The organism is Lentibacter sp. XHP0401, assembly GCF_025751535.1.
Classification (GTDB): Bacteria; Pseudomonadota; Alphaproteobacteria; order Rhodobacterales; family Rhodobacteraceae; genus Lentibacter.
The window spans coordinates 225,879-248,451 of the sequence record NZ_JAOWLC010000003.1 but is presented as its reverse complement, the minus strand read 5'-3'; the positions used below and the strand labels follow the sequence as shown (position 1 = coordinate 248,451).

22 protein-coding genes are annotated in these 22,573 nt (G+C 57.5%); 15 read left to right on the top strand and 7 right to left on the bottom strand.

The window, feature by feature from the left end; translation table 11 throughout:
- The first annotated feature begins 1 nt into the window (after window position 1).
- Both OE750_RS06030 and OE750_RS06025 read left to right on the top strand, forming a co-directional pair.
- Window positions 2-274, top strand: coding sequence for a YciI family protein (locus OE750_RS06030; RefSeq protein ID WP_263762492.1), 273 nt, complete (start codon window positions 2-4; stop codon window positions 272-274).
- The gene (locus OE750_RS06025; RefSeq protein ID WP_263762490.1) at window positions 274-693 is read left to right on the top strand and encodes an EVE domain-containing protein; all 420 of its coding nucleotides are present in this window, start codon (window positions 274-276) and stop codon (window positions 691-693) included. Before OE750_RS06030 ends, OE750_RS06025 begins: the two co-directional genes overlap by 1 nt.
- Before the next feature lie 222 nt (window positions 694-915).
- On the opposite strand, the gene OE750_RS06020 is transcribed toward OE750_RS06025, so the two are convergent.
- Window positions 916-1,257, bottom strand: coding sequence for a DUF2853 family protein (locus tag OE750_RS06020; protein ID WP_263762488.1), 342 nt, complete (start codon window positions 1,255-1,257; stop codon window positions 916-918).
- A 267-nt stretch (window positions 1,258-1,524) separates the two neighbouring features.
- Between OE750_RS06020 and OE750_RS06015 the strand changes: the two genes are divergently transcribed.
- A protein-coding gene (locus tag OE750_RS06015) for an IS3 family transposase (RefSeq protein WP_263762486.1) occupies window positions 1,525-2,621 on the top strand; the annotation gives its coding sequence in 2 pieces (ribosomal slippage) (window positions 1,525-1,771 and window positions 1,771-2,621; 1,098 coding nt in all).
- Window positions 2,622-2,794: 173 nt separating this feature from the next.
- Here the strand turns inward: OE750_RS06015 and ahcY are convergent.
- Window positions 2,795-4,186, bottom strand: a complete 1,392-nt coding sequence (gene ahcY / locus OE750_RS06010) for an adenosylhomocysteinase (RefSeq protein ID WP_263762484.1) — start codon at window positions 4,184-4,186, stop codon at window positions 2,795-2,797.
- Between the two features lie 71 nt (window positions 4,187-4,257).
- Window positions 4,258-4,578 carry a hypothetical protein gene (locus tag OE750_RS06005; RefSeq protein ID WP_263762481.1) on the bottom strand — a complete coding sequence of 107 codons (321 nt, stop codon included), beginning with the start codon at window positions 4,576-4,578 and terminating at the stop codon, window positions 4,258-4,260.
- Window positions 4,579-4,733: 155 nt separating this feature from the next.
- Here OE750_RS06005 and OE750_RS06000 point away from each other — a divergent pair, with 155 nt between their 5' ends.
- Both OE750_RS06000 and OE750_RS05995 read left to right on the top strand, forming a co-directional pair.
- The gene (locus OE750_RS06000; RefSeq protein ID WP_263762479.1) at window positions 4,734-5,342 is read left to right on the top strand and encodes an HD family hydrolase; all 609 of its coding nucleotides are present in this window, start codon (window positions 4,734-4,736) and stop codon (window positions 5,340-5,342) included.
- Window positions 5,342-5,797, top strand: coding sequence for a GNAT family N-acetyltransferase (locus tag OE750_RS05995; RefSeq protein ID WP_263762477.1), 456 nt, complete (start codon window positions 5,342-5,344; stop codon window positions 5,795-5,797). Before OE750_RS06000 ends, OE750_RS05995 begins: the two co-directional genes overlap by 1 nt.
- On the opposite strand, the gene OE750_RS05990 is transcribed toward OE750_RS05995, so the two are convergent.
- From OE750_RS05990 to OE750_RS05980, 3 genes are all read right to left on the bottom strand, one after another.
- Window positions 5,784-6,827: a glycosyltransferase family 61 protein gene (locus OE750_RS05990; protein WP_263762633.1), complete on the bottom strand. Its 1,044-nt coding sequence runs from the start codon at window positions 6,825-6,827 to the stop codon at window positions 5,784-5,786. The two genes, OE750_RS05995 and OE750_RS05990, sit on opposite strands and share 14 nt — an antisense overlap.
- Before the next feature lie 6 nt (window positions 6,828-6,833).
- Complete coding sequence (locus tag OE750_RS05985; RefSeq protein WP_263762475.1) at window positions 6,834-7,385, bottom strand: ActR/PrrA/RegA family redox response regulator transcription factor; 552 nt, start codon at window positions 7,383-7,385, stop codon at window positions 6,834-6,836.
- 81 nt (window positions 7,386-7,466) lie between these two features.
- Window positions 7,467-8,099: an SCO family protein gene (locus OE750_RS05980; RefSeq protein WP_263762473.1), complete on the bottom strand. Its 633-nt coding sequence runs from the start codon at window positions 8,097-8,099 to the stop codon at window positions 7,467-7,469.
- Window positions 8,100-8,171: 72 nt separating this feature from the next.
- Here OE750_RS05980 and regB point away from each other — a divergent pair, with 72 nt between their 5' ends.
- From regB to OE750_RS05935, 9 genes are all read left to right on the top strand, one after another.
- A complete protein-coding gene (regB, locus tag OE750_RS05975; protein WP_263762471.1) occupies window positions 8,172-9,584 on the top strand; it encodes a sensor histidine kinase RegB in 1,413 nt (470 codons plus the stop codon).
- An 81-nt stretch (window positions 9,585-9,665) separates the two neighbouring features.
- Window positions 9,666-11,207, top strand: a complete 1,542-nt coding sequence (locus tag OE750_RS05970; RefSeq protein ID WP_263762469.1) for a PAS-domain containing protein — start codon at window positions 9,666-9,668, stop codon at window positions 11,205-11,207.
- 42 nt (window positions 11,208-11,249) lie between these two features.
- Entirely contained in the window at window positions 11,250-11,720 is a 471-nt protein-coding gene (gene tsaE, locus OE750_RS05965) for a tRNA (adenosine(37)-N6)-threonylcarbamoyltransferase complex ATPase subunit type 1 TsaE (RefSeq protein WP_263762467.1), read from the top strand.
- Window positions 11,717-12,742, top strand: a complete 1,026-nt coding sequence (locus tag OE750_RS05960; protein WP_263762465.1) for an aminoglycoside phosphotransferase family protein — start codon at window positions 11,717-11,719, stop codon at window positions 12,740-12,742. The genes tsaE and OE750_RS05960 overlap by 4 nt, the downstream gene beginning before the upstream one ends.
- Window positions 12,715-13,404, top strand: a complete 690-nt coding sequence (locus OE750_RS05955; RefSeq protein WP_263762463.1) for a nucleotidyltransferase family protein — start codon at window positions 12,715-12,717, stop codon at window positions 13,402-13,404. Before OE750_RS05960 ends, OE750_RS05955 begins: the two co-directional genes overlap by 28 nt.
- Window positions 13,388-16,354 carry a double-strand break repair protein AddB gene (addB, locus tag OE750_RS05950; protein ID WP_263762461.1) on the top strand — a complete coding sequence of 989 codons (2,967 nt, stop codon included), beginning with the start codon at window positions 13,388-13,390 and terminating at the stop codon, window positions 16,352-16,354. Before OE750_RS05955 ends, addB begins: the two co-directional genes overlap by 17 nt.
- Entirely contained in the window at window positions 16,351-19,737 is a 3,387-nt protein-coding gene (addA, locus tag OE750_RS05945; protein ID WP_263762459.1) for a double-strand break repair helicase AddA, read from the top strand. The genes addB and addA overlap by 4 nt, the downstream gene beginning before the upstream one ends.
- 39 nt (window positions 19,738-19,776) lie before the next feature.
- Window positions 19,777-20,097, top strand: coding sequence for a thioredoxin (gene trxA / locus OE750_RS05940; protein ID WP_263762457.1), 321 nt, complete (start codon window positions 19,777-19,779; stop codon window positions 20,095-20,097).
- A 106-nt stretch (window positions 20,098-20,203) separates the two neighbouring features.
- The gene (locus OE750_RS05935; RefSeq protein WP_263762455.1) at window positions 20,204-20,917 is read left to right on the top strand and encodes a ZIP family metal transporter; all 714 of its coding nucleotides are present in this window, start codon (window positions 20,204-20,206) and stop codon (window positions 20,915-20,917) included.
- Between the two features lie 8 nt (window positions 20,918-20,925).
- Here the strand turns inward: OE750_RS05935 and OE750_RS05930 are convergent, their stop codons facing one another.
- A complete protein-coding gene (locus OE750_RS05930; RefSeq protein ID WP_263762453.1) occupies window positions 20,926-21,819 on the bottom strand; it encodes a hypothetical protein in 894 nt (297 codons plus the stop codon).
- Between the two features lie 97 nt (window positions 21,820-21,916).
- On the opposite strand from OE750_RS05930, the gene hslV reads away from it, so the two are divergent.
- Window positions 21,917-22,474: an ATP-dependent protease subunit HslV gene (gene hslV / locus OE750_RS05925; RefSeq protein ID WP_263762451.1), complete on the top strand. Its 558-nt coding sequence runs from the start codon at window positions 21,917-21,919 to the stop codon at window positions 22,472-22,474.
- Window positions 22,475-22,573 lie beyond the last annotated feature (99 nt).

Genomic DNA, 22,573 nt, shown 5'->3' with positions numbered 1-22,573 from the left:
CATGCTCATCGCTCTTATTTGCACTGACAAACAAGGTGCACTCGACACCCGCAAAGCCAACCGCGACGCGCATCTTGCCTATATCGCGGAAACGGGCGTTGTCGCCATGGCCGGCCCCTTGCTTAATGATGCAGGCGATATGGCAGGCTCGCTCGTGATCCTTGATGTAGAAGATAAAACCGCCGCCCAAAGCTGGGCCGCGAATGACCCCTACGCCAAGGCGGGCCTCTTCTCGGATGTGCGCATCCAACATTGGAAAAAGGTCATCGGCTGATGCGCTACTGGCTGTTCAAATCCGAACCCGAAACATGGGGCTGGTCCGATCAGGTGGCCAAGGGAGACAAGGGCGAGGAGTGGGACGGCGTGCGCAACTACCAGGCCCGCAACTTCATGCGCGACATGCGCGTGGGCGACCTTGGCTTTTTCTATCACTCTCAAAAGGAAAAATCGGTCGTGGGAATTGTTAAGATTCTAAACGAAGCGCACCCCGACAGCAGCACAGATGACCCTCGTTGGGAGTGCGTCGATATCATAGCGGTCCGCCCGTTTGAAAAGCCCGTCTCGCTTGAAATGATAAAAGCCGAGCCGCGCCTTGCCGAAATGCCTCTGGTCAAAAGCCCGCGTCTTTCCGTGCAGCCTGTTACGGAAGAGGAATGGCGACTCATCTGCAAGATGGGCAAAACCGAAGCATAAAAAGAGGGTTCACGCCTGACAAACTCTGGCTGAACCCTCTTTCACCCCACGTGCTCCCTAACCACCACACGCGAATATAAATCTGGGTTCGGCCCTACTGACTCGAACAAGTTCAACCTAGCGTAAGTTGCGCCTCAGGCCAAACTCCAACTAGGTAAAATATAGCTCAAATAGAAAACGCCCGCCAAAAATGACAGGCGCTCTCAGCGTCAAATGCATTGCTTATTTGTAAACAGATTCTTTGCCAAAGTGCTTTGTCAGCATGTAGTAAACAACAGCGCGGTATTTGTTGCGCTCTGACATACCATAGGTTTCAAGAACGGCGTTGATACCTTCCATAAGCTGCGGGCTGTCTGCGAGGCCAAGCTTTTTCATCAGGAAGTTCTCTTTCACAGTCTCCAGTTCGCTGGGCTGTGTCGCAGCAACAGTTGAAGCATCTGCATTATAGATCGCAGGGCCGCAGCCGATTGTGACTTTTGTCAGCAAGTCCATATCCGGCGTCATGCCGCACTTGTTTTTCAGATCATCCGCATACTGCGCGATTAGATCATCTCTTTTTCCCATACTCTTATACTCCCGTTTAATAGGCCTCGTTGCCTGATGCTTAATTCTGTTGCAATTCTAGGGGGAGCCTACTGTCAGTTTTCCTAGAAACAAAGGGAAAATTTGGCACTTTTCGTCATCTTCAGTCGCTTAAATAAAGCTGCGCAGCTCCCTGATCTGTGAAGCATTCAGATAAACACAGCTTCGAGTGAGGCGGGCATCCCCTGACCTGCGCCCCTAAAACTCCTCCAAATTTGTGTAGAGTCCGCCCAACAAAAGGACGGACAAATGAAGGCACGATTTACGGACGAACAAATCATATCGATGATCAAGGAACAGGAAGCTGGTGAGAAGACCGCCGATGTGTGTCGGCGGCACGGGATCAGCTCGGCAACTTTCTACAAATATAAATCGAAGTATGGCGGTATGGAGCCTTCTGACGCGAAGCGGTTGCGGGCATTGGAAGACGAGAACGGCAAACTGAAGAAGCTGTTGGCCGAACAGATGTTGGACAACGCCATGCTACGAGACATCAATTCAAAAAAATGGTGACGCCCGTGGCAAAGCGGAATGCGGTGGTTCACCTGTGCGATGCGCACGGTGTGAGCCAGCGGCGGGCGTGTGATGTGCTGCAGATTGATCGGTCAACGGTGCGGTATCTCTCGCGCCGTGGTGATGATGCGGAACTGCGAGATGCAATCAAACGCGTGTCTCGTGAACGGCGTCGATTTGGTTGCCGCCGCATCCACGTGATGATTGCGCGGGAGGGCTTTGAGGTGAACCACAAGAAAGTAAGGCGCATCTACCGTGAAGAGAAGCTTCAGGTGCGTCACAGAGGTGGCAGGAAGCGTGCGTTGGGAACGAGAAAGCCGATGGTCCTGCCCAATGGCCCAAACCAACGTTGGAGCTTGGACTTCGTTTCTGACGCTCTGACAGACGGTCGCAGGTTTCGCATCTTGGCAGTCGTTGATGACTTCAGTCGTGAGAACTTGGTTCTGGTGGCTGATACGTCGCTGTCTGGCCACCGCGTTGCACGCGAACTGAATCAGATCATCGCTGAACGCGGCATGCCGAAGACAATCGTGTCAGACAACGGCACTGAGTTCACCAGCATGGCGATCCTCAAATGGGTTCAGGAAACGAGTATCGATTGGCATTACATCGCGCCTGGAAAGCCCCAGCAGAACGGCTTCATCGAAAGCTTCAACGGCAAGCTTCGAGACGAATGCCTCAACGAAACGCTGTTTGGCACATTGCGCGATGCCCGCAAAACGCTTGAAGAATGGCAGGAGGATTACAACTGGCGCAGACCACATTCAGCATTGGGAAACCTCACCCCGATAGAATTTTTGCAGAGAAAGGCAATGGACAAGATGGTGGCCTAGCGCCAAAGATTTAACCCCAAGGACTCCGCGCAAAGCTGGAGGGAACTTGGGGCTCAGGTCACCCCCCGTCAGATCAGGGCAGCGGCATTGTTTTCCATCTGTTGTTGCACAAGAAAAAGCCCCGCGAGACACAAGGCTTCGCGGGGCTTTTCATGTTTCAAAACAAGTCTGTCTCAGTAGCGGTAATGCTCGGGCTTGAACGGCCCTTCCGTGCTCACGCCGATATAATCGGCCTGCTCTTTATCGAGCTTGGAGAGCTTCACACCGATACGGTCAAGATGCAGGCGCGCAACTTTTTCGTCGAGGTGCTTGGGGAGGATGTAAACTTGGTTTTCATAGTTATCACCGTTCTTGAACAGCTCGATCTGCGCCAGAACCTGGTTGGTAAACGAAGCCGACATCACAAACGATGGGTGGCCCGTAGCATTGCCAAGGTTCAGCAAACGGCCCTCGCTGAGCAGGATCAAGCGGTGACCATTCGGCATTTCGATCATGTCGACCTGCTCTTTGATATTGGTCCATTTGTGGTTCTTCAAAGATGCCACCTGAATTTCATTATCAAAGTGGCCGATGTTGCCAACAATCGCCATGTCCTTCATCTCGCGCATATGCTCGATGCGGATCACGTCCTTGTTGCCGGTTGTGGTGATGAAAATATCGGCTGTGGCAACAACATCTTCCAGCAGAACAACTTCATATCCGTCCATCGCCGCTTGCAGCGCGCAGATCGGGTCAATCTCTGTCACCTTCACGCGCGCGCCGGCGCCGCTCAGGCTCGCCGCAGAGCCTTTGCCCACATCGCCATACCCCATAACAACAGCAACCTTACCCGCCATCATCGTGTCGGTCGCGCGGCGGATGCCGTCAACGAGGCTCTCTTTACAGCCGTATTTGTTATCAAACTTCGACTTGGTCACAGAGTCGTTCACGTTGATCGCCGGGAAAGGCAGCTGGCCTTTTTTGTGCAGATCATAAAGGCGGTGAACACCCGTTGTTGTTTCTTCCGAAACGCCCTGAATATCGGCGCGCGTCTTGGTAAACCAACCGGGGCTCGCAGCCATGCGCTTTTTGATCTGGGCAAAAATCGCTTCTTCTTCTTCCGAGGTCGGAACTTCGATAAGGTCTGTTTCGCCCGCCTCGACGCGCGCACCCAGCAACACATAAAGTGTCGCATCGCCGCCATCGTCCAAGATCATATTCGCCCCTTCAGGGAACATGAACGAACGGTCAAGATAGTCCCAGTGCTCTTCCAGCGTCTGGCCTTTGATCGCAAATACAGGCGTTCCACCTGCCGCAATCGCGGCCGCCGCATGGTCTTGTGTCGAGAAAATGTTGCACGATGCCCAGCGCACATCGGCTCCAAGCTCGACCAGTGTTTCAATCAAAACAGCAGTCTGGATCGTCATATGCAAAGAGCCGACAATGCGCGCGCCTTTCAGCGGCTTCTCTTCGCCATACTCTTTACGCAGAGCCATAAGCCCCGGCATTTCCGTTTCGGCAATGTCGAGTTCCTTGCGGCCGAAATCCGCGAGCTTGATGTCTTTTACAATATAGTCTGATGACATGGGGATACCTGTATTAAGCCAATTTGGCTTGGCAGTATCACCTTATCATTTTTTGCGCAATCTTGAGCGTTTCAGCTTGATATGCCCGATACTTTTGTCAGCGCCAGCGGCCCTTGCCAGTCTGTTCCTGTCGCCAGGATACAGGCCTCGCCGGCCGTGTTCGTGCTGATCACGGTAAATGTGCCCGTTTCCACCGAAACCCAGACCTCAACAACAGCCGACGCGCCGTGAAGACCGCCGCCTGTCAATTCTTCCTGATAGGTGTTTTGCAACCGCTCCACCATCACATCACGTGTGGTGCAACTGTCGGCATAGGCGGGCAACGATGTCAGGATCGCAGCACAGCCCAAAAGAAGCGCAAACATGCGCTTGGTACAAATTCGCTCGATCATTGCCAAGCTCCTCGATTATACTCTCAAAAACAGGCCTATTGATTGGCCCTTTGGCCGGTTTCCCGATCCAGCGGTCAGATTTGTCTGATCCACACCCTTACAATATGAGTTAAATGTGGCAAGAAAAGGGCGCACCAAGTCACAGGCACTGAAAAATGGCAAAATCTTCTCCAAAACAAGCCCGCGCATGGCAGCGCATGCTCTCTGGCCGCAGGCTTGATCTACTTGATCCAACACCGATGGACATCGAGATCGAGGATATCGCCCACGGCCTTGCCTTTGTGGCGCGCTGGAACGGGCAGACAGTGGGCGATTTTGCCTATTCCGTCGCCGAGCACTCTTTGCTGGTTGAAGAACTTTTCGCCCGCATCGTGCCAAAGGCCGAGCCAAAATGGCGGCTCGCCGCCCTCCTGCATGACGCGCCCGAATATGTGATTGGCGATATGATATCACCTGTGAAAAACGCAGTCGGCCCGGGCTATGAGGAGCTCGACGAGCGCCTCACTGCAGCGATTCATATCCGCTTTGGCCTTCCAGCCAAAACCCCGACGCTCATCAAAAAGCAGATTAAAAAGGCCGATACCGTTTCCGCTTGGCTTGAAGCAACCCAGATCGCCGGATTCACAAAAGAGGAATCCGACAAACTCTTTGGCACACCCGATCCTGCTTTACTCAAAGGGCTCAGCATCTCCTTGCGCCCGCCTGTTGAGGTCCGTGAAGAGTTCACGGCACGGCACAATGCTCTCTTGGCCGAAATCGGCTGATGCACCTTCGCCACGCCTCTCCCGCCGATGCCCGTGTGCTTGCCGAACTTCTGAATACAATCATCGCAGAAGGCGGAACAACAGCTCTGAAAGCGCCCCTCACAAAAGCCGAGATGAAAGGCTGGATAGGCTCTAATCCAGCCCAAAGTGCTTTTCTTATGGCTGAAGATGATACTGGCCAAGCGCTCGGCTGGCAGTCCGTAGGGCCGGGCAAAGATCTGCCCCGTGAGGCCTGCAACATCGCCACATTCACGCTCAGGGGAAAATCACAGCTTGGCATCGGTTCGGCACTCTTCAAAGAGACGGTAAAGTCGGCCAAAACCCTCGGATATGTCTGGATCAACGCCACGATCCTCACCCAAAACGAAGGCGGGATCATCTATTATCAGTCACGCGGGTTCGAGCCGTATCAGCATACGCCCGAGCGCGTCCTGATGCGGTTCAATCTTCGTTGACCAAAGCAAGTTCAGCCTCGCTCAGCGGGCCCCACTCCTGCGCGCGGTCAATGAACCCATGCCGCTTGAGCAGTTTTCCAATGTGTTCGAAATCAAGTTCACTGATTTCACGTTTCTTGCCCACGCTCACCTCAGCGCCCTTGGCGAGCGCATTGATCGCCAAGGGCTTTGCCCCTGTAAAGCTTGTCAAATGCGTCCTCAGAGCACGGCTCGCACCCTTTTCCCGCCGCAAGATCATCGCCACTTTTTGCGCATTCGCGCCGACCATAGCAAAAAGATGCAGCGCCGAGCCATCCAGGCCAACGACCCGCTTGGCCGCCTTATACCGCGCGATTTGCTCACGCAGGCTGTGCTCTTCAGGCCAAAACACTGTGTATCCAGCCTCTTCCATCCGTGCATCTAGCAGTTCTTCCCCCAAGAACCCGCCCTTCTCAAGCGGTTGAAGCGCGCGCGAGATAAACAACTTTTCAGGCCCCTCGGGCGCAACATCTTTGGCAAATTCCGCCGCAATATAACGCCGGAACACCCGTGTTCCCTTAGCAATATCACCAAGGCCAAACCCTTGCCCCGGCACGACCAGCGCTTCAACATCACAAACTTCGGTCACAACCCTTACCGGCACATCACCAATCAGCAGAGCCAGGTAATCCTGCTCGAAAGGCAGCATATCCGTCTGCCCTCGGGTCACAAAAATAATCCCCTCGATCTCGTCACGATAGCGCCTGATTGCCCAAAGCCGCGCAATGCTTTGCATCTGGAAGTGCCCGAAATGATGGTAAAGCACCCCGCCCCAAAGCCACTTTCCTGCAAGGTTAGTCTCTGTTTCTACGGGATAGTCAGGCGCAAGAGTGATCCGTTCGTCTCGCCGCCATGTTGCTGCGACGGGCACATCGGCCCCATGTTCATCAAACACCCCCGTCCTGATGATCCGCCCGTCAATTTCTTGCGGCGGCACAATTCTCACGCGCTCAAATTCCAGCGCGGTTTGAGACCAGCCTCCCTTGGGGTTGGGCGGCTCTGTCGGGTCCATCGTCACTTACTTGGGGCTGCGTTTGGCCAGAATACGCTGTAGCGTGCGGCGGTGCATGTTCAGCCGCCGCGCTGTTTCGCTCACATTGCGGTCGCACAGCTCATAAACCCGCTGGATATGCTCCCAGCGCACGCGGTCGGCACTCATCGGGTTTTCAGGCGGCGGGGGCAGCTCGCTGCCATTGGCCAAAAGCGCATTGGTAATGTCGCGCGCATCGGCAGGCTTGCTCAGATAGTCTGTCGCGCCGATCTTGACAGCCGCAACAGCCGTGGCAATCGCACCATATCCCGTCAGCACAACAACGCGGCTGTCAGGGCGCTTTTCACGGATCACTTCAACCACATCAAGCCCGTTGCCGTCTTCCAGCCGCAAGTCGCAGACCGCGTAGGCAGGCGGACGCGCCGTGGCAATGGCCTTGCCGGCCACAACAGATCCGGCCGTCTCAACTTCAAATCCGCGTTTTTCCATGGCTTTGGCCAAACGGCGCAGAAATGGCTCGTCATCATCAACAAGCAAAAGGGATTTGTCTTCCCCAATATCAAAAGACTCTTCGGGCACGAACGACACTCCCCATTTGCACTTAGAATGAGTCTTATCTTGCGCCGGAGGGGCCGTCAAACAAAGCTCGTCAAATTGCCCCTAGAGCCTATCAATAAAGCACTGCACGCGGTCGGCCATCTGTTCGGGGCTTTCGTCTCGCTTGAAAAAGTCGATAAAGCCCTGCTCCGGCGTCACAAGGTAGGTAAATGTCGAGTGATCCACGAGGTAAAACTCTTCATCGCCTTCTTCCGGCTCCTGCTTTTTGTAATAAGTGCGGTAAGCCATGCTCGCGGCCTTCACCTGCTCTGGCGTGCCTGTCAGCCCGAGCATCTCGGGGTGCATCACATCGGTAAACTCGGCAAGCGACTCTGGCGTATCGCGCTCGGGGTCAATCGAGACAAACACCGTGCCAACATCAACACCGCGCTCTTCGAGCAAAACCGCGGCCTCACCGTTGCGCGCCGAATCCAGCGGGCAAACGTCAGGGCAGAAAGTATAGCCAAAATAGAGCAGCGTCGGCTTGGTGATCACATCTTTGTCCGTTACGGTCTTGCCGGTTTCATCCACAAGCTCGAAAGGCCCGCCGATAGAACCGGCCCCACCAGCCACATTACCGATACGGCACTCCGCCAACTCGTCACCTGAACCACCCGCAAATTGCGTATAACCCCAGGTTCCCGCAAGAAGCACACCAGCGGCCAATGCCGCTCCGATCGCTAGTTTCTGTGACATTCCACTTCCTTTTCCGCTGCATTCTTCGCATGATTTCGCCGCACCCTCACCATTTAGGCTTCAAGACGCAACATGCAATCTGACAATACGTCTCAACTCACCGCTTACCCGCCCCTTCCCGAAGGGCTGCGCCGCAGCAACTATATCCGCCTGCGCACTTTTATCTGGCTCAGATGGGCCGCGGTGTTCGGACAACTCACCGCGCTTTTCGTGGCCGAACGCTACTATAACCTGCAGTTTGAAGTCGGGTTGTTTTATCTCGTTGTCGGCGCCTCTGTGCTGGCCAACCTTGTCGCCATGTTCATCTTCCCGCTCAGCCGCCGCCTATCAGAGCGTGAAAACTTTTTCATGGTTCTGTTTGATCTCTTGCAGCTCGGCGTTCTGCTTTTCCTATCAGGTGGCCTCAATAATCCTTTCTCCGTTCTCATTGTTGGGCCTGTCGCTGTCTCGGCGGCTGTTTTCTCAACCCGAAGCACTATCATTTTAGGCCTCATAACTCTCGTCATCGTTTCTGGCCTTACCCAGTTCTATTTTCCCCTGCGCACCGAGCAGGGGTTTATCATACGTATCCCCGATATTTTCATGTTTGGTACATGGGCTGCTGTGGTGATTGCTGTCGTCTTCCTCGGGGTTTACGTGCGCCGCATCGCGCTTGATGCCAATGCGATGTCCGAAGCCTTTCAAGCCGCACAACTAGCCCTCAGCCGTGAGCAAAAGCTTACCGATCTCGGCGGCGTTGTTGCAGCTGCCGCGCACGAGCTCGGCACACCTTTGGCCACAATCAAACTCGTAAGCTCCGAGTTGCTCGACGAGTTCCCCGAAGGCTCCGAGCTACGCGAAGACATCGAGCTGATCGCACAACAAGCCGACCGCTGCCGCGATATTCTGCGCTCTATGGGTCGCACCGGCAAAGATGATATCTATATGCGCCAGGCCCCCGTCGCGACAGTGGTTCAAGATGCCGCCAGCCCGCACACAGACCGCGGAAAAGCCATCCACTTTTCCGAAGAAAGCGTCGATGGCACGCCCCAACCCGAAATTTACCGCAAACCCGAGATCATCCACGGCTTGCGCAACCTTGTTCAAAACGCAGTTGATTTTTCGCGCGCCAATGTCTGGGTCGAAACGGTCTGGAGCTCCGAAAACGTCACTGTCCGCATTCAGGATGATGGCGGCGGCTACCCTCCCGGCCTCATCGGGCGCATTGGCGATCCCTTCATGCGGCGGCGCAGCAATGCCCAGACACGTGCCAAACAAACCGCATATGAGGGTATGGGTCTTGGCCTTTTCATTGCAAAAACCCTGCTTGAGCGTTCGGGAGCCGAGCTTAACTTTACCAATGGCCCCGATGCCGCTGATACGACCGGCACTGGTCCGCATCGTTCCGGCGCTCTTGTTGTTGTGCGCTGGAACGCCGCCGATGTGCAGGTTGATACAAGCGCAGGCCGCACGCCTCTTGGGCAAAACAAACCCATCACGACCTGACGTTTCGTTTACGATTAACACTTAGTTAACCAAATTCAGCCCAAACTATAGTGGGGCAAAGGAACACAGAAAGAGTCGTTCATGGTCGATCAATCCCTTCTCTGGGTTATTCTGGCCGCAGGTCTGGCAACAGCCATTGCCGTATTTTTGCTGCTCGCCCTGTTTAGTGCCTATACACGTGCGCCCGAGCCCGAAGTGCTGGCGCATGCGCCGTGGCTGCGTTTCGACGGGTCCGAATGCACGGGCGCAAGCCAGTCCGCGCTCGAAATAATAGGCGTATCGAACACCGCCGCACTCGGCTGGCCACAGGTGCGCGAAGCTTTCGCCACACGCTTCACAGACCTCCCAAAGCAACTGCCGGCAACCGATACCGCCCAAACATCAGGCCCCTTTGCCTCACGGTTCCCCGATGACACCGCTATGCTTCACATTGAATCCGATGGCGCTCAAACACTCCTCAGCCTGAAAGACAAAACGCCAACCACACTTGCCGACAAGCACATGATGTTTGCACAACGTCGGCAAATCGAACTGCGCGAAGAGGCCATCAACAAGCTTGTTCACCCGACTTGGGCAACATCTCAAGGCAAAACCATCTGGACAAACAAGGCTTACCGTGTGCTCGAAAAAGCGCGTAAAAAAGCGTTTGGCGATGATGCCGGTGTGTTTGATTTTGACACTCTCAAATCGCTTGATGACACGTCAGCGCGCGTCTCTCTGACAATAGGCTTTGATCAAAACGAGGTGCACTGGTTTGATATATCAAGCGTCGAGGCCGGCCCCAATATCATCCTGAATTGCGCCGTCAACGTCGACAGCCTCATAACAGCCGAAACAACCCAGCGCAAATTTGTCCAGACTCTTGCCAAAACCTTTGCGCAGCTCTCCACCGGCCTCGCGATCTTTGATCGCAACAGGCGTCTCGTTCTGTTCAACCCTGCACTGGTTGATCTCACATCGCTGCCCGCGCACTTTCTCTCCGCACAGCCCAATCTGCAAAGTTTCTTTGATCGCCTGCGCGATAACAGGATCATGCCGGAGCCGAAAAATTACTCCTCATGGCGCCGCCAGATCGCCGATTTGGTGGTGCAGTCCGCCGACGGGCGCTATCAGGAAACATGGCGCCTGCCCAACGGCCTCACCTATCGCATCGTCGGCCGTCCACACCCCGACGGGGCTATCGCAATCCTGATTGAAGACATAAGCGTCGAGATGTCTCTCACCCAGCGCTTCAAAGGGCAGGTCGAAATCCGCGATATCGCGCTTCAGGCGCTTGGCGATGCTGTCGTCTGCTTTGAAAACGATGGCTCGATCACATTCTGGAACGACGCCTTCGTCACCTTCCTCGGCCTGCCAGAAGGTACGCCCGCCTCAAACCACTCTCTCGCCTCCATCATTCACATCTGGAAAGACAGACTCGCTCCCGGATCAGTGCGCAACACACTTTCCGCGCGCCTGCGCAACGCCAGTGAACAGAAAAACAGCTTCACGCTGCTTGACGGCACAGAGCTTGCCTACGATCTGCATGTTCAAGATGGAAACACAACAATCGTGACCCTGCGCACATCGGCTCTCCCTGCGGCCCCTCCCGTGACGAAGTCTGCAGCTTTACCTGCTGTCTAAAACCGCTTGCAGCCCCGCGCGCCACGGGTCATCTTTGCCATCATGGCGCAGCTTGATAAAACCGTAATACTTGGCAGCGCAAGCGCCACAGCCCGCTTTGCAGAAGCGCTCGGCGCACAGCTTGTTGCGGGTGATACCGTGCTACTCGAAGGCGGCATCGGCGCTGGCAAAACCCACCTCGCCCGCGCCCTCATCCTTTCGCGGCTCCCTGTGCCCGAGGATGTCCCCTCGCCCACCTTTACCCTGGTGCAAACCTACGAGGCTAAAGGCACCGAGATATGGCACGCCGATCTTTACCGCCTCACCGATCCGTCAGAACTGGAAGAGCTCGGCCTCACCGATGCCTTTGAAGATGCCATCTGCCTCATCGAATGGCCCGACCGCCTCGGCAGTCTGCGCCCCGCCACCGCTCTCACTCTCTCGCTTGACCTGGCGCCGCAGGAGGGCGAAAGAACCCTGCACATGTCCGGCCCCGAGCGCTGGTCTTTCCTCAACGAGTTTTCCTTCACATGACACAGCGCCACGATCTTTCAACAAGCTTCCTTACCGCCGCAGGCTGGCATGAAGCCATCCGCGCGCCCCTCGCAGGCGATGCTTCCAACCGCCGCTACGAGCGCCTGAAAGCGGCCGATGGAACCCCCGCCGTGCTCATGGATGCGCCCCCCGAAAAGGGCGAAGATGTGCGCCCCTTTGTGCACATCGCCGAATATCTCACAAGCATCGGCCTCTCTGCTCCGCGTATCCTTGCTGCCGACGCAGAGCACGGTTTTCTTTTGCTCGAAGACCTTGGAGATGATCTCTTCGCCCGCGTTGTCGTCAACTTGCCCGCGCTGGAACCTGAAATCTACACCGCCGCAACCGATGTGCTTCTTGCCCTGCACAAGCACACCCCGCCTGTTGGCCTCGCGCCCTACAGCCCTGCCGTCATGGCTGATATGGCCGCGCTGGCCCACCGCTGGTATGGCGCGCAAAACACGGGCAGCATGGCCGATCAGTCTGCGAAATTTCACGCCGCTTTCCAAGCACTCCTTGCCCAGCATATCCCCGAGCAAACCGTGCTCATCCAGCGCGATTATCACGCCGAAAACCTGCTCTGGTTGCCAGAACGTAAAGGCCCCGCCCGTGTCGGCCTGCTTGATTTTCAAGACGCAATGCTCGGCCACCCTGCCTATGATCTTGTCTCGCTCCTGCAAGATGCCCGCCGCGATGTTCCGCTCGATATCGAGCAGCACATGCTTGCGCATTACATCTCCCGAAGCGGCCATGACGAAACCGAATTCAGCACCGCCTACGCGCTCCTTGGCGCGCAGCGTAACCTGCGCATCCTCGGCGTTTTCGCGCGGCTCTCGCTCTACTCGAACAAGCCGCATTATGTTGATTTCATCCCCCGCGTCTGGGCCTACCTCCTGCGTGATCTATCGCACCCCGCGCTGTCGGATATCCGCGCAATGCTCCTCGCCGATTTGCCCGCGCCCTCCGAAGCGCTCCTCACAGAATTGAAAGCCAAATGCGGAACAGTCCTCGCTCTCTCATGATCTTCGCCGCCGGCTTTGGCACACGCATGGGCGCGCTTACCGCGCACCAGCCCAAGCCCATGGTCAAAGTTGCTGGCAGGCCGCTGATTGATCACACGCTCACGCTCGCCGCTCCCCTCGGCCTCAACACGGTTGTCAATCTGCACTACCTCCCGCACGTGCTTGAAGCTCATCTCGCGGGCAGCCCCGTCAAAACCATCACAGAATCCCCCGATATTCTCGAGACAGGCGGAGGCCTCAAAAATGCGTTGCCGCTGCTTGGCAATGGCCCCGCCTTCACGCTCAATTCCGATGCGCTCTGGCGTGGCCCAAACCCCCTGGAAGCGCTGCAAGCCGCGTGGAACCCTGAGGAGATGGACGCGCTCCTCCTGCTCATCCCGCTTCAAAACGCACTGGGTCACAAAGGCACAGGCGATTTTGTCCTATCCGATAAAGGCCAGCTCACACGCGGCGCGGGCCTCGTCTATTCCGGCGCACAAATCATCAAGCCGGAACTGACCAAGGCAATCCCCGAACGCTCCTTTTCGCTTAATCTCGTCTGGGACAACCTCTTGCAAGACGGCCGCCTCTTCGGTCTGTCCTACACGGGCCAATGGTGCGATGTCGGCTCTCCCGAAGGCATTACCCGCGCCGAAAGGATGCTTGATGACACCTCTCTTTAATGGCGCGGACTCTCCCCAACTCTTCGGCACACCGCTTGGCGCAGATTTCCCGCGCGCGCTGGTTGATGCGCTCACAGACGCTTACAAAAACCAGCCGCCCGAAGCGCTGGCCCGCGTGCATCTCGTGCTCAACACCCGCCGCATGGAGCGCCGCGTTTCCGAGCTGTTCGATGAAGGCGATGCGTTGCTTATGCCGCGTATCTCGCTCATCTCCGATCTCGCCACGCTTGATCCGCTCAGCCCGCTGCCCGCCGCCGAGCCAACGCTCCAGACCAAGCTGGAACTCTCGGTCATTATCCGCACGCTGATCGAAACCGAGGCCAATTCCCACGATCACACCGCCATGGCCCCGCGCGAAGCGGCGTTTGATCTGGCTGAAAGCCTCACGGCTCTGATGACAGAAATGCACGAGGAAGGCGTCTCTCCCGAGGCCATCGCCAAGCTTGATGTGACAGACCAGTCAGGCCACTGGCAGCGCACGCAGGCCTTCCTCAACATTGTGCATGGCTACGCAGCCAGCCGTGCAGGCCTCACAACAGCCGCCCGCAGCCGCCTGATCTGCGAGGCACTCACAGCCCGCTGGAAAGCTGCGCCGCCGCAAGATCCGATCATCATCGCAGGCTCCACAGGCTCGCGCGGCCTCACCGGTGCGCTCATGCGCGCAGTCGCGCGTTTGCCAAACGGCGCGGTCGTGCTTCCGGGGTTCGACTTTGCCTTCGCCCATGGGGCATGGCCCAAACTCCCCGAAGGCGCCATGAGCGAGGATCACCCGCAATACCGCTTTCACGCTCTGCTCACAGCGCTCGATCTTGCCCCGAAAGATGTGCAGCACTGGCCCGCTGGCGCGGCTCCGTCACAGCGGCGCAACACGCTTGTCTCCCTCGCAATGCGCCCCGCACCTGTGACAGATCAATGGATCGCCGAAGGCCCCGAGGCCGCGCTTATTGCCGAAAAGGCAACCGATGGCATCACCCTTGTCGAGGCCAACACCCAGCGCGAGGAAGCCCTCGCCATCGCACTCCGCCTGCGCCAGGCGGCGGAAGACGGCGTGCAAGCCGCGCTCATCACGCCTGATCGCAACATCTCACGCCAGGTCACAGCAGCACTCGCCCGCTGGAACATCACCCCTGATGACAGCGCCGGCGAGCCTCTGCACCTCTCGCCCGTTGGCCGCTTCTTGCGCCATGTGCTCGATGTGCTCAGCCCGCGCGCCTTAACCGCCGAGGCGCTGATCACCCTGCTCAAGCACCCGCTCTGCAACGCCCTTGAAGAGCGCGGCACACACCTGCGCTACACCCGTGAGCTTGAGCTTTTCATCCGCCGCAAGGGTGTTCCGTTGCCCGATGAAGCCACGCTTCTCACATGGTCCGCCGCCCACAAAGACGAAGCCGCGCGCATCTGGGCCGCGTGGGTTTCCTCTGCCTTCTGCACCGAAAGCCTCACAGGCGAGCAGCCTCTCGAAACGCTTATCGCCAATCATATCGCCACAGCCGAATCCCTCGCCCGTGGCCCCGCAGATGCCGAGACCCCCCTCTGGCAAAAAGATGATGGCATCGCTGCACAAAAGCTCTTCGCCGAGCTCACCGCCTGCGCCCCCTCAGGTGGCGAAATGAGCCATTACGACTACGCCAATCTCATCGAATCCACCCTCTCCACAGGCGAAGTCCGCCGCAGCGAGGCCGTGCATTCAGGCGTGCTCATCTGGGGCACGCTCGAGGCCCGTGTTCAAGGCGTTGATCTGCTCATCCTCGCGGGGCTCAACGAGGGCAGTTGGCCCGAAGCCCCCGCGCCCGACCCGTGGCTCAACCGAAAAATGCGCGCCGAGGTCGGGCTGTTGCTCCCCGAGCGACGCATCGGTCTTTCCGCGCATGACTTCCAGCAAGCCATCGCCGCGAAAGAGGTCTGGCTAACCCGCGCCCACAAATCCGACGATGCCGAGACAGTCCCCTCCCGATGGGTCATCCGCCTGACAAACCTGCTCGCTGGCCTGCCTCAAGAGCGCGGCGAAAAAGCACTCAAAGCCATACGCGCCCGTGCCGCCCCATGGCTCGGCCGCGCCAAGCTGATTGATGCGCCTCTGGCCGAGGTTGCGCAAGCCCGGCGCCCCGCGCCCGTGCCGCCCGTTGCAATGCGCCCACGCGCGCTTTCAATCACCCAGATCCAGACTCTCATCCGTGATCCTTACGCCATCTATGCCCGCCATGTGCTCAAGCTCAATTCGCTCAATCCGCTGCAAAAACTCCCCGACGCCCTCCTGCGCGGAACAATCCTGCACACTGTCATGGAAGAGTTCGTCAAAGCCGCCAAGGCTGACCCGTCCCAGCGCTCCCACACCGCTCTCTACACCCTCGCGCGCGATATTCTCACCCGCGAAGTTCCATGGCCCGCCGCGCGGCTCATCTGGCTCGCCCGTTTCGCCAGCGTTATTGATAGTTTCCTCACAGAAGAAGCCGGACGCGCAGCCAACAGCAGCTTCCTGAAGGCCGAGGCCGAGGGCGCGCTTGATCTGCTAGACATAGGCTTCACTCTCAAAGGCAAAGCCGACAGGTTCGATATTCTGAACGATGGCACGCTCGCGATCTACGATTACAAAACAGGCGCGCCGCCCACCGAGAAACTGCGCAAACACTTCGACAAACAGCTCCCCCTCACTGCCGTTATGGCCACCGAGGGCGCGTTCAAGGACATTCCCGCCGAAACCGTCGGAAAACTCGCCTATATCGGCCTCGGCTCAAACGCTGGCGAAGCCGTGCTCAACCCCGAGGAATACGACACAGCGACAGTTCTCGCCGAATTCAAAAAGCTTATCATGGCGTTCTCCGAGCCCGACAAAGGCTACCCCTCCCGCCGCGCCATCCAGAAAGAAGGCTTTGCTGGCGATTACGATCACCTCGCCCGCTACGGTGAGTGGAGCAGCTCGGACGACCCCGTAAAAGAGGTGCTCAAATGACCGCCTTGCCCAATGAAGCAACCATCGCACAAATAGATGCCGCGCAACCCCGTGCCTCCACATGGCTTTCGGCCAATGCAGGCTCAGGTAAAACCCGCGTGCTGACAGACCGTGTTGCGCGGCTTTTGCTCGAGGAGGTCGATCCGCAAAATATCCTCTGCCTCACCTATACCAAGGCCGCCGCTTCCGAGATGCAAAACCGCCTGCTCAAACGCCTCGGCGCATGGGCGATGAAGCCCGATGTGGAACTCAAGGAAGAGTTGGCCGAGCTTGGCGCAGCTGTTGGCGCCGATGCGAGCTATTATAAAAACGCCCGCCGCCTCTTTGCCAAAGCGATAGAAACACCGGGTGGTCTGCGCATCCAGACGATCCACTCGTTCTGCGCTTCCCTCTTGCGTCGTTTCCCGCTTGAGGCGGGCGTAACCCCGCAATTCACCGAGCTGGATGACCGCACCTCCGCCCAGCTTCGCGAGCAGGTCACCGATGATCTCTCCTCCTCCGACGAGGCTCAGCTCCTACTCGATATGATCAGCCACCTCGGCGGCAATGATTTCGAGCAATTCACCGCAAGTATAGTCTCTAACAAGGCCAAATTTGCCAAAGACCTCACCCGCGAGGACGTCTGTAAAGCTTTCGGCATCCCCGATGATCTAACACAGGACAAGCTTCTGGCCGAGGTCTTTATCGGCGGCGAAGCTGAGCTTGTTGCCGAAATGCTCCCCATAGCCGCGGCTGGCTCCGCCAACGATGTGAAAGCGCACGCCAAACTCGAAAAGTTCAACGGCCCCGGCCTGTCATCCCTACCAGTCCTTGAATCCGTTTTCCTCACAGGTTCAGGCGCGAAAGAACCGTTCACAGCCAAGCTCTCAAGCTACGTCACAGCCAAAACACGCGATAATCTCGCTCACCTCGCCCCCCAGATCGAGGCGCTCATCCTGCGCATCGAGGCCGCGCGCCCGCGCCGTATCGCCCTTGCTGCTGCGCAAAGCACGCTCGCTTTGCACGCTTTCGCTCGCGCCTTCCTTGCACGTTACGATGCCACCAAGCAGGCCCATGGCTGGCTAGATTTTGATGACCTCATCCTCAAAACAAAAGCACTGCTCACCAACCCCCAAGTCGCCGAATGGGTGCTTTACCGCCTCGATGGCGGGATTGATCATATCCTTGTCGATGAAGCTCAGGATACTTCGCCCGAGCAATGGGCCGTGATAGAAGAACTCGCCCGCGAGATCACCTCCGGCCAAGGCGCGCAGGGCGAAAAGCCCCGCACCATCTTTGTTGTAGGCGATAAGAAGCAGTCGATTTACTCGTTTCAAGGCGCTGATGCCGCCGAATTCGGCCGTATGCGCAATGTTTTTCAGGAAAAGCTCTCCCTCTACGAAGAGCCGCTCCACACCCGCAATCTCGCCTATTCCTTTCGCTCCTCTCCGGCCATTCTCAGCATGGTCGATGCCGTTTTCGAGCAACGCGGAGATGCGGGCTTTGGGGCCGAGGAAGCGCATATCGCTTTCCACAGCACCATGCCGGGCCGCGTCGATATCTGGCCGCAGATCGAGAAGGAAAAAAAGGATGATGATCTGCCGTGGTTTGAGCCGCTCGACATTCTCACACCTGATGATCCGATTTCCATTCTCTCCAAAACGATCGCTGACAACATCAAGCAGATGATCGACAGCAAGACCCTGATCCCGACCAAACTGGAAAACGGCACATGGCAGGCCCGCCCTGTTCATGAAGGCGATTTCCTGATCCTGCTCCAGCGCCGCAAGGAGCTGTTTCACGAAATCATCCGCGCCTGCAAACTTGTCGGGCTAGATGTCGCAGGGGCCGACAGGCTCCGCATCGGTGAGCAGATCGCTGTCAAAGACATCACCGCTTTTCTCAAGTTCCTCGCCCTTCAGGAAGATGATCTCTCCCTCGCTGCAGCCCTGCGCTCTCCTCTTTTCGGCTGGTCCGAGCAAGACCTTTTTACGCTGGCCTCCAAGCGCAAAGGCTACCTCTGGGAAGCCCTTCGCTCAGAAACAGAGACACATTCCGAGACATTGGCAATCCTAAATGACATGCGCCGCGTCACCGATTTCCTGCGCCCCTATGATCTGATCGAGCGTCTGCTCACCCGCCACAAGACCCGCCAGAAAATTCTCGCGCGCTTGGGGTACGAGGCCGAAGATGCGCTTGATGCTTTCCTCGCCCAGGCCCTCGCCTACGAGCGCAGCTCTGTGCCCTCGCTCACGGGCTTCCTCAGCTGGCTTGAAAGCGATGATCCGGAAATCAAACGCCAGACAGAAGCTGGCGGAAAGCGTATCCGCGTGATGACAGTGCATGGCTCCAAAGGGCTCGAAGCGCCCATCGTGATCATGCCCGAGACAGCCGACCGCTCCAACACTTTCAACGGCCAGATCGTCGCGTCAGGCGACACCGCGTTTTACAAACAAAGCAAAGATGAAACCCCCGCCGCACTTCAATCCGCCGTCGAGGAAAAGCTTGCCGCTCAGGAAGCCGAGCGCCAACGCTTGCTTTACGTCTCCATGACCCGCGCTGAAAAATGGCTGATCATCGCCGCCGCAGGCGAGGTGAAAAACGGTAAAAGCTGGTATCATTCCATCAGCGAAGCGGCTAAAAAACTGCCTTTTGCAGCGCATCAAAACTCCGATCAAGTGATCCAACGCCTCGAAACAGGCGATTGGGCCGCGCTGAGCGAAACGGAAAGCTCCCCCGCGCAAGACCAGACCTTCACGCTTGACCCTCACTTCGCCCATGCCGCCCCGGCTGGTGCGCCCCAACCACAGACTATCTCCGCCTCCAAACTCCCAGGCGCAAAAGCTCTGGGCAGCGCCGATGGCCTCGATGAAGCCACGGCCATGCGCTACGGCACAAAGGTTCACCTTCTGCTCGAACATTTGCCCAATGTCGCGCCCGAGGCCCGCAGGCCGCTCGCCGAGACGCTTCTGGCCCACATCGAAGCGCCCGAGGAAAACGAGGCTGCTTACGCCGAAGTAGAGACTGTTCTGGCAAACGGCACGCTTGCGCATCTGTTCATGCCTGATGTGCTCTCCGAAGTTTCGCTGACAGCCCCCAGCAGCACGCTCGGCAAGCGCCTCCACGGCATTGTCGACAAGCTTGTGGTGGGCGAAGCCCGTGTCCTCGCAGTCGATTTCAAGACAAACGCCACCTTGCCTGCGCGTCCCGAAGATACGCCCATAGGCATCCTGCGCCAGATGGGCGCTTACGCAGAAGCGCTTGCGCTGATCTACCCCAACCACAAAATCGAAACAGCCATTCTCTGGACAAAAACGCCAGAGCTCATGGCGCTTCCTCATGATCTTGTGATCAACGCCTTCCAGAGCGCTACATATCTTGACGATCTGCCCCCGGATACCTAGGTTCCCCTCAAGCGAACCCAACCCAATCAGGAGAAAACCATGGCCACTGTTGCTGTCACCGACGACACATTCGATGCCGAAGTCAAAAATTCCGATATCCCCGTTGTGGTGGATTTCTGGGCCGAATGGTGCGGCCCTTGCAAACAAATCGGCCCGTCACTTGAAGAGTTGTCAGCCGAGATGGAAGGCAAAGTCAAAATCGTGAAAGTCGATGTTGACTCAAATCCGAATTCAGCCGCCGCAATGGGCGTGCGCGGTATCCCCGCGCTGTTCCTCTTCAAAAACGGTGAGCCTGTTGCAAACCTTTCAGGCGCGCGCCCCAAAGCACAGCTCCAAAGCTGGATCGAAGACGCGATCTGATCCGCACGTCACATTCCAATAGAAAAGCCCCGCCCGGTAAAACAAGCCGATGCGGGGCTTTTTATTGCAGAGTGCAGCGTTCCGTAGTTTTCGCTATCATACCCCGATGGATCAAATGCTCGTCGCCATAAGCCTCGCCACTCTCGCCGGTCTCACCATTCCCCTCGGGGCTGCCCTGGCTACAATTGCACATTTTCAACCCCGCTGGCTTGATCAGGAGTTTCGGCACAGCGTAGTCGCTTTCGGCGGCGGCGCGCTTCTGGCTGCTGTGTCTTTGGTGTTGGTCCCCGACGGGGCCGAAAAACTGACAGTCGGATGGGCCGCTATCGCCTTCGCATCCGGCGGCATCGCCTTCTTCCTGCTCGACCGGCTTATCGCAAAGAGTGGCGGCCAATCAGCACAGCTCCTTGCCATGATGCTCGATTATGTCCCTGAAGCTATCGCCCTTGGTGCAGCACTCGCTGTCGGCGGGTCGGCGGGCTATCTTCTCGCACTGCTCATCGCCCTGCAGAACCTGCCCGAAGGCTTCAACGCCTATCGCGAAATGATTGCAAAAGGAGCACATAAGCCGCGCAGCTTGCTGCTGGTTTTTTCCTGTTTGCCCGTCGTTGGCGCACTGTCGGCATGGGTCGGACACACCTACGGAGCAGCCTATCCCGAACTCCTCGGTGGTCTCATGCTGTTTGCCGCAAGCGGCATCATCTATCTGGTGTTTGAAGATATCGCGCCCCAAGTCCCGCTCGAAAAGCGGTGGGCGCCGCCGCTCGGGGCTGTCGCCGGGTTTCAACTGGGGCTTATCGGTCAGTTGCTCATCAGTTAAGCGCCCAATCAGGCAATCCAGCCTGCAAGCTTAAACCGCACAGCAATCTGTTCTTCCGCCTCATCCCGCCCCGCGTTGATGGACTTCTCCTGCCAGAACCACCACAAATATCGCTCAAAATCCGGCGTCATATCCGGCACACGCGCAAGCGCTTCCTCCACACCAAGCTCATGCACATTCGCCGCGATATGGTGAAAATCAATCTTTCCGAAAAGCGCGACTGGTTTTTCAAAGAAATAGCCAAAAAACGCTGCGCCGGAGTTCTGGCTCACCACATAGTCGCAGCCCGGCAGATACTGCTCCATCTGCCCCATCACAACACTCACCCGCTCAAAGCGGTGCTCGAATTTTTCCAAAGCATCAATGTCACTGGCCGCATAGTTCTCTTTCGGATGCAGCCCGATAACAACAGAGCGCTTGCTCTCGGCTTCAAGCAAAGCCTCGATCATCTCCAGAGGCGAAGCCGCCTGAAACGAGCGGCGCTCGCTGATCCGCCCTTGCAGCGGCACATAAACATAGCCCTCACGCCGCGCCTCGGCCACGCCAAACAAACGCTTTCGCCAGTTGCCCACAAACCGCGCCGCCTTGCTGCCGTTCACCCCTTCAGGATCAAACACAGCACCCGCCACGCTCCATTCCCAGCGCTTGTCCGAGGGTTCAATCGCCCAGAACGGATAGGCATAAACACGTCGCATCACCAGCGTATCCGCGCTCATCGGCGGCCACATATGCACAAGCGCCCGCCCCTCAAACGGCTCGTCACGCTCCGCCTCATTGGCATAATGCACAGACAGGCCGCCGCCGCGCAGCACTGCCTCGACCTTGGCCAAAAAGTTGTGTTGCCCCGCTTCGGCGCTGGCCTTCATTTCAGGCTCAAGAAAAATCGTCACTCGCTCGCTCATGCCAAAGTGCTAGCCGCGCAAGCCCCGCCAAACAAGCCAAACCTTGTGCTCGCCAGCCCGAGCCGCCATATATTCCCTCAAGACCAAGGAGGCCCAAATGGCGCAATCAGATTTTCCAGGCTGGCACGGAACAACAATCGTCGCCGTCAAAAAAGACGGTGAGGTGGTCATCGCGGGCGACGGTCAAGTCAGCCTCGGCCAAACCGTCATCAAAGGCACAGCCCGAAAGGTCCGCCGCATTTCCCCGGGCGGGCACGATGTCCTCGTCGGCTTCGCAGGCAGCACAGCCGATGCTTTCACACTCCTTGAGCGGCTCGAAGCCAAGCTCGAGGCCACCCCCGGCCAACTCATCCGCGCCTGCGTCGAGCTCGCCAAAGACTGGCGCACCGACAAATATCTGCAAAAGCTCGAGGCCATGCTCCTCGTCTCCGACGGAAAAGAACTCTTCGTCATCACAGGTGCCGGCGATGTGCTTGAGCCCGAGCACAACGTCGCCGCCATCGGCTCTGGAGGAAACTTCGCTCTCGCCGCCGCCCGCGCCCAGATGGATACCAAAAAATCCGCCGAAGACATCGCCCGCACCGCCATGGCGATCGCCTCCGATATCTGCGTCTACACAAACGGAAACCTGACAGTCGAAACCATTAAAGGCTAAACCCTTTCTTATTGCCTCAAGTATCCTGGGGTGAATTGGCCGAAGGCCAAGAGGGGCAAAGCCCCTCCCCCCGGCGGCGCGCAATGCGCGGCGCAAAAC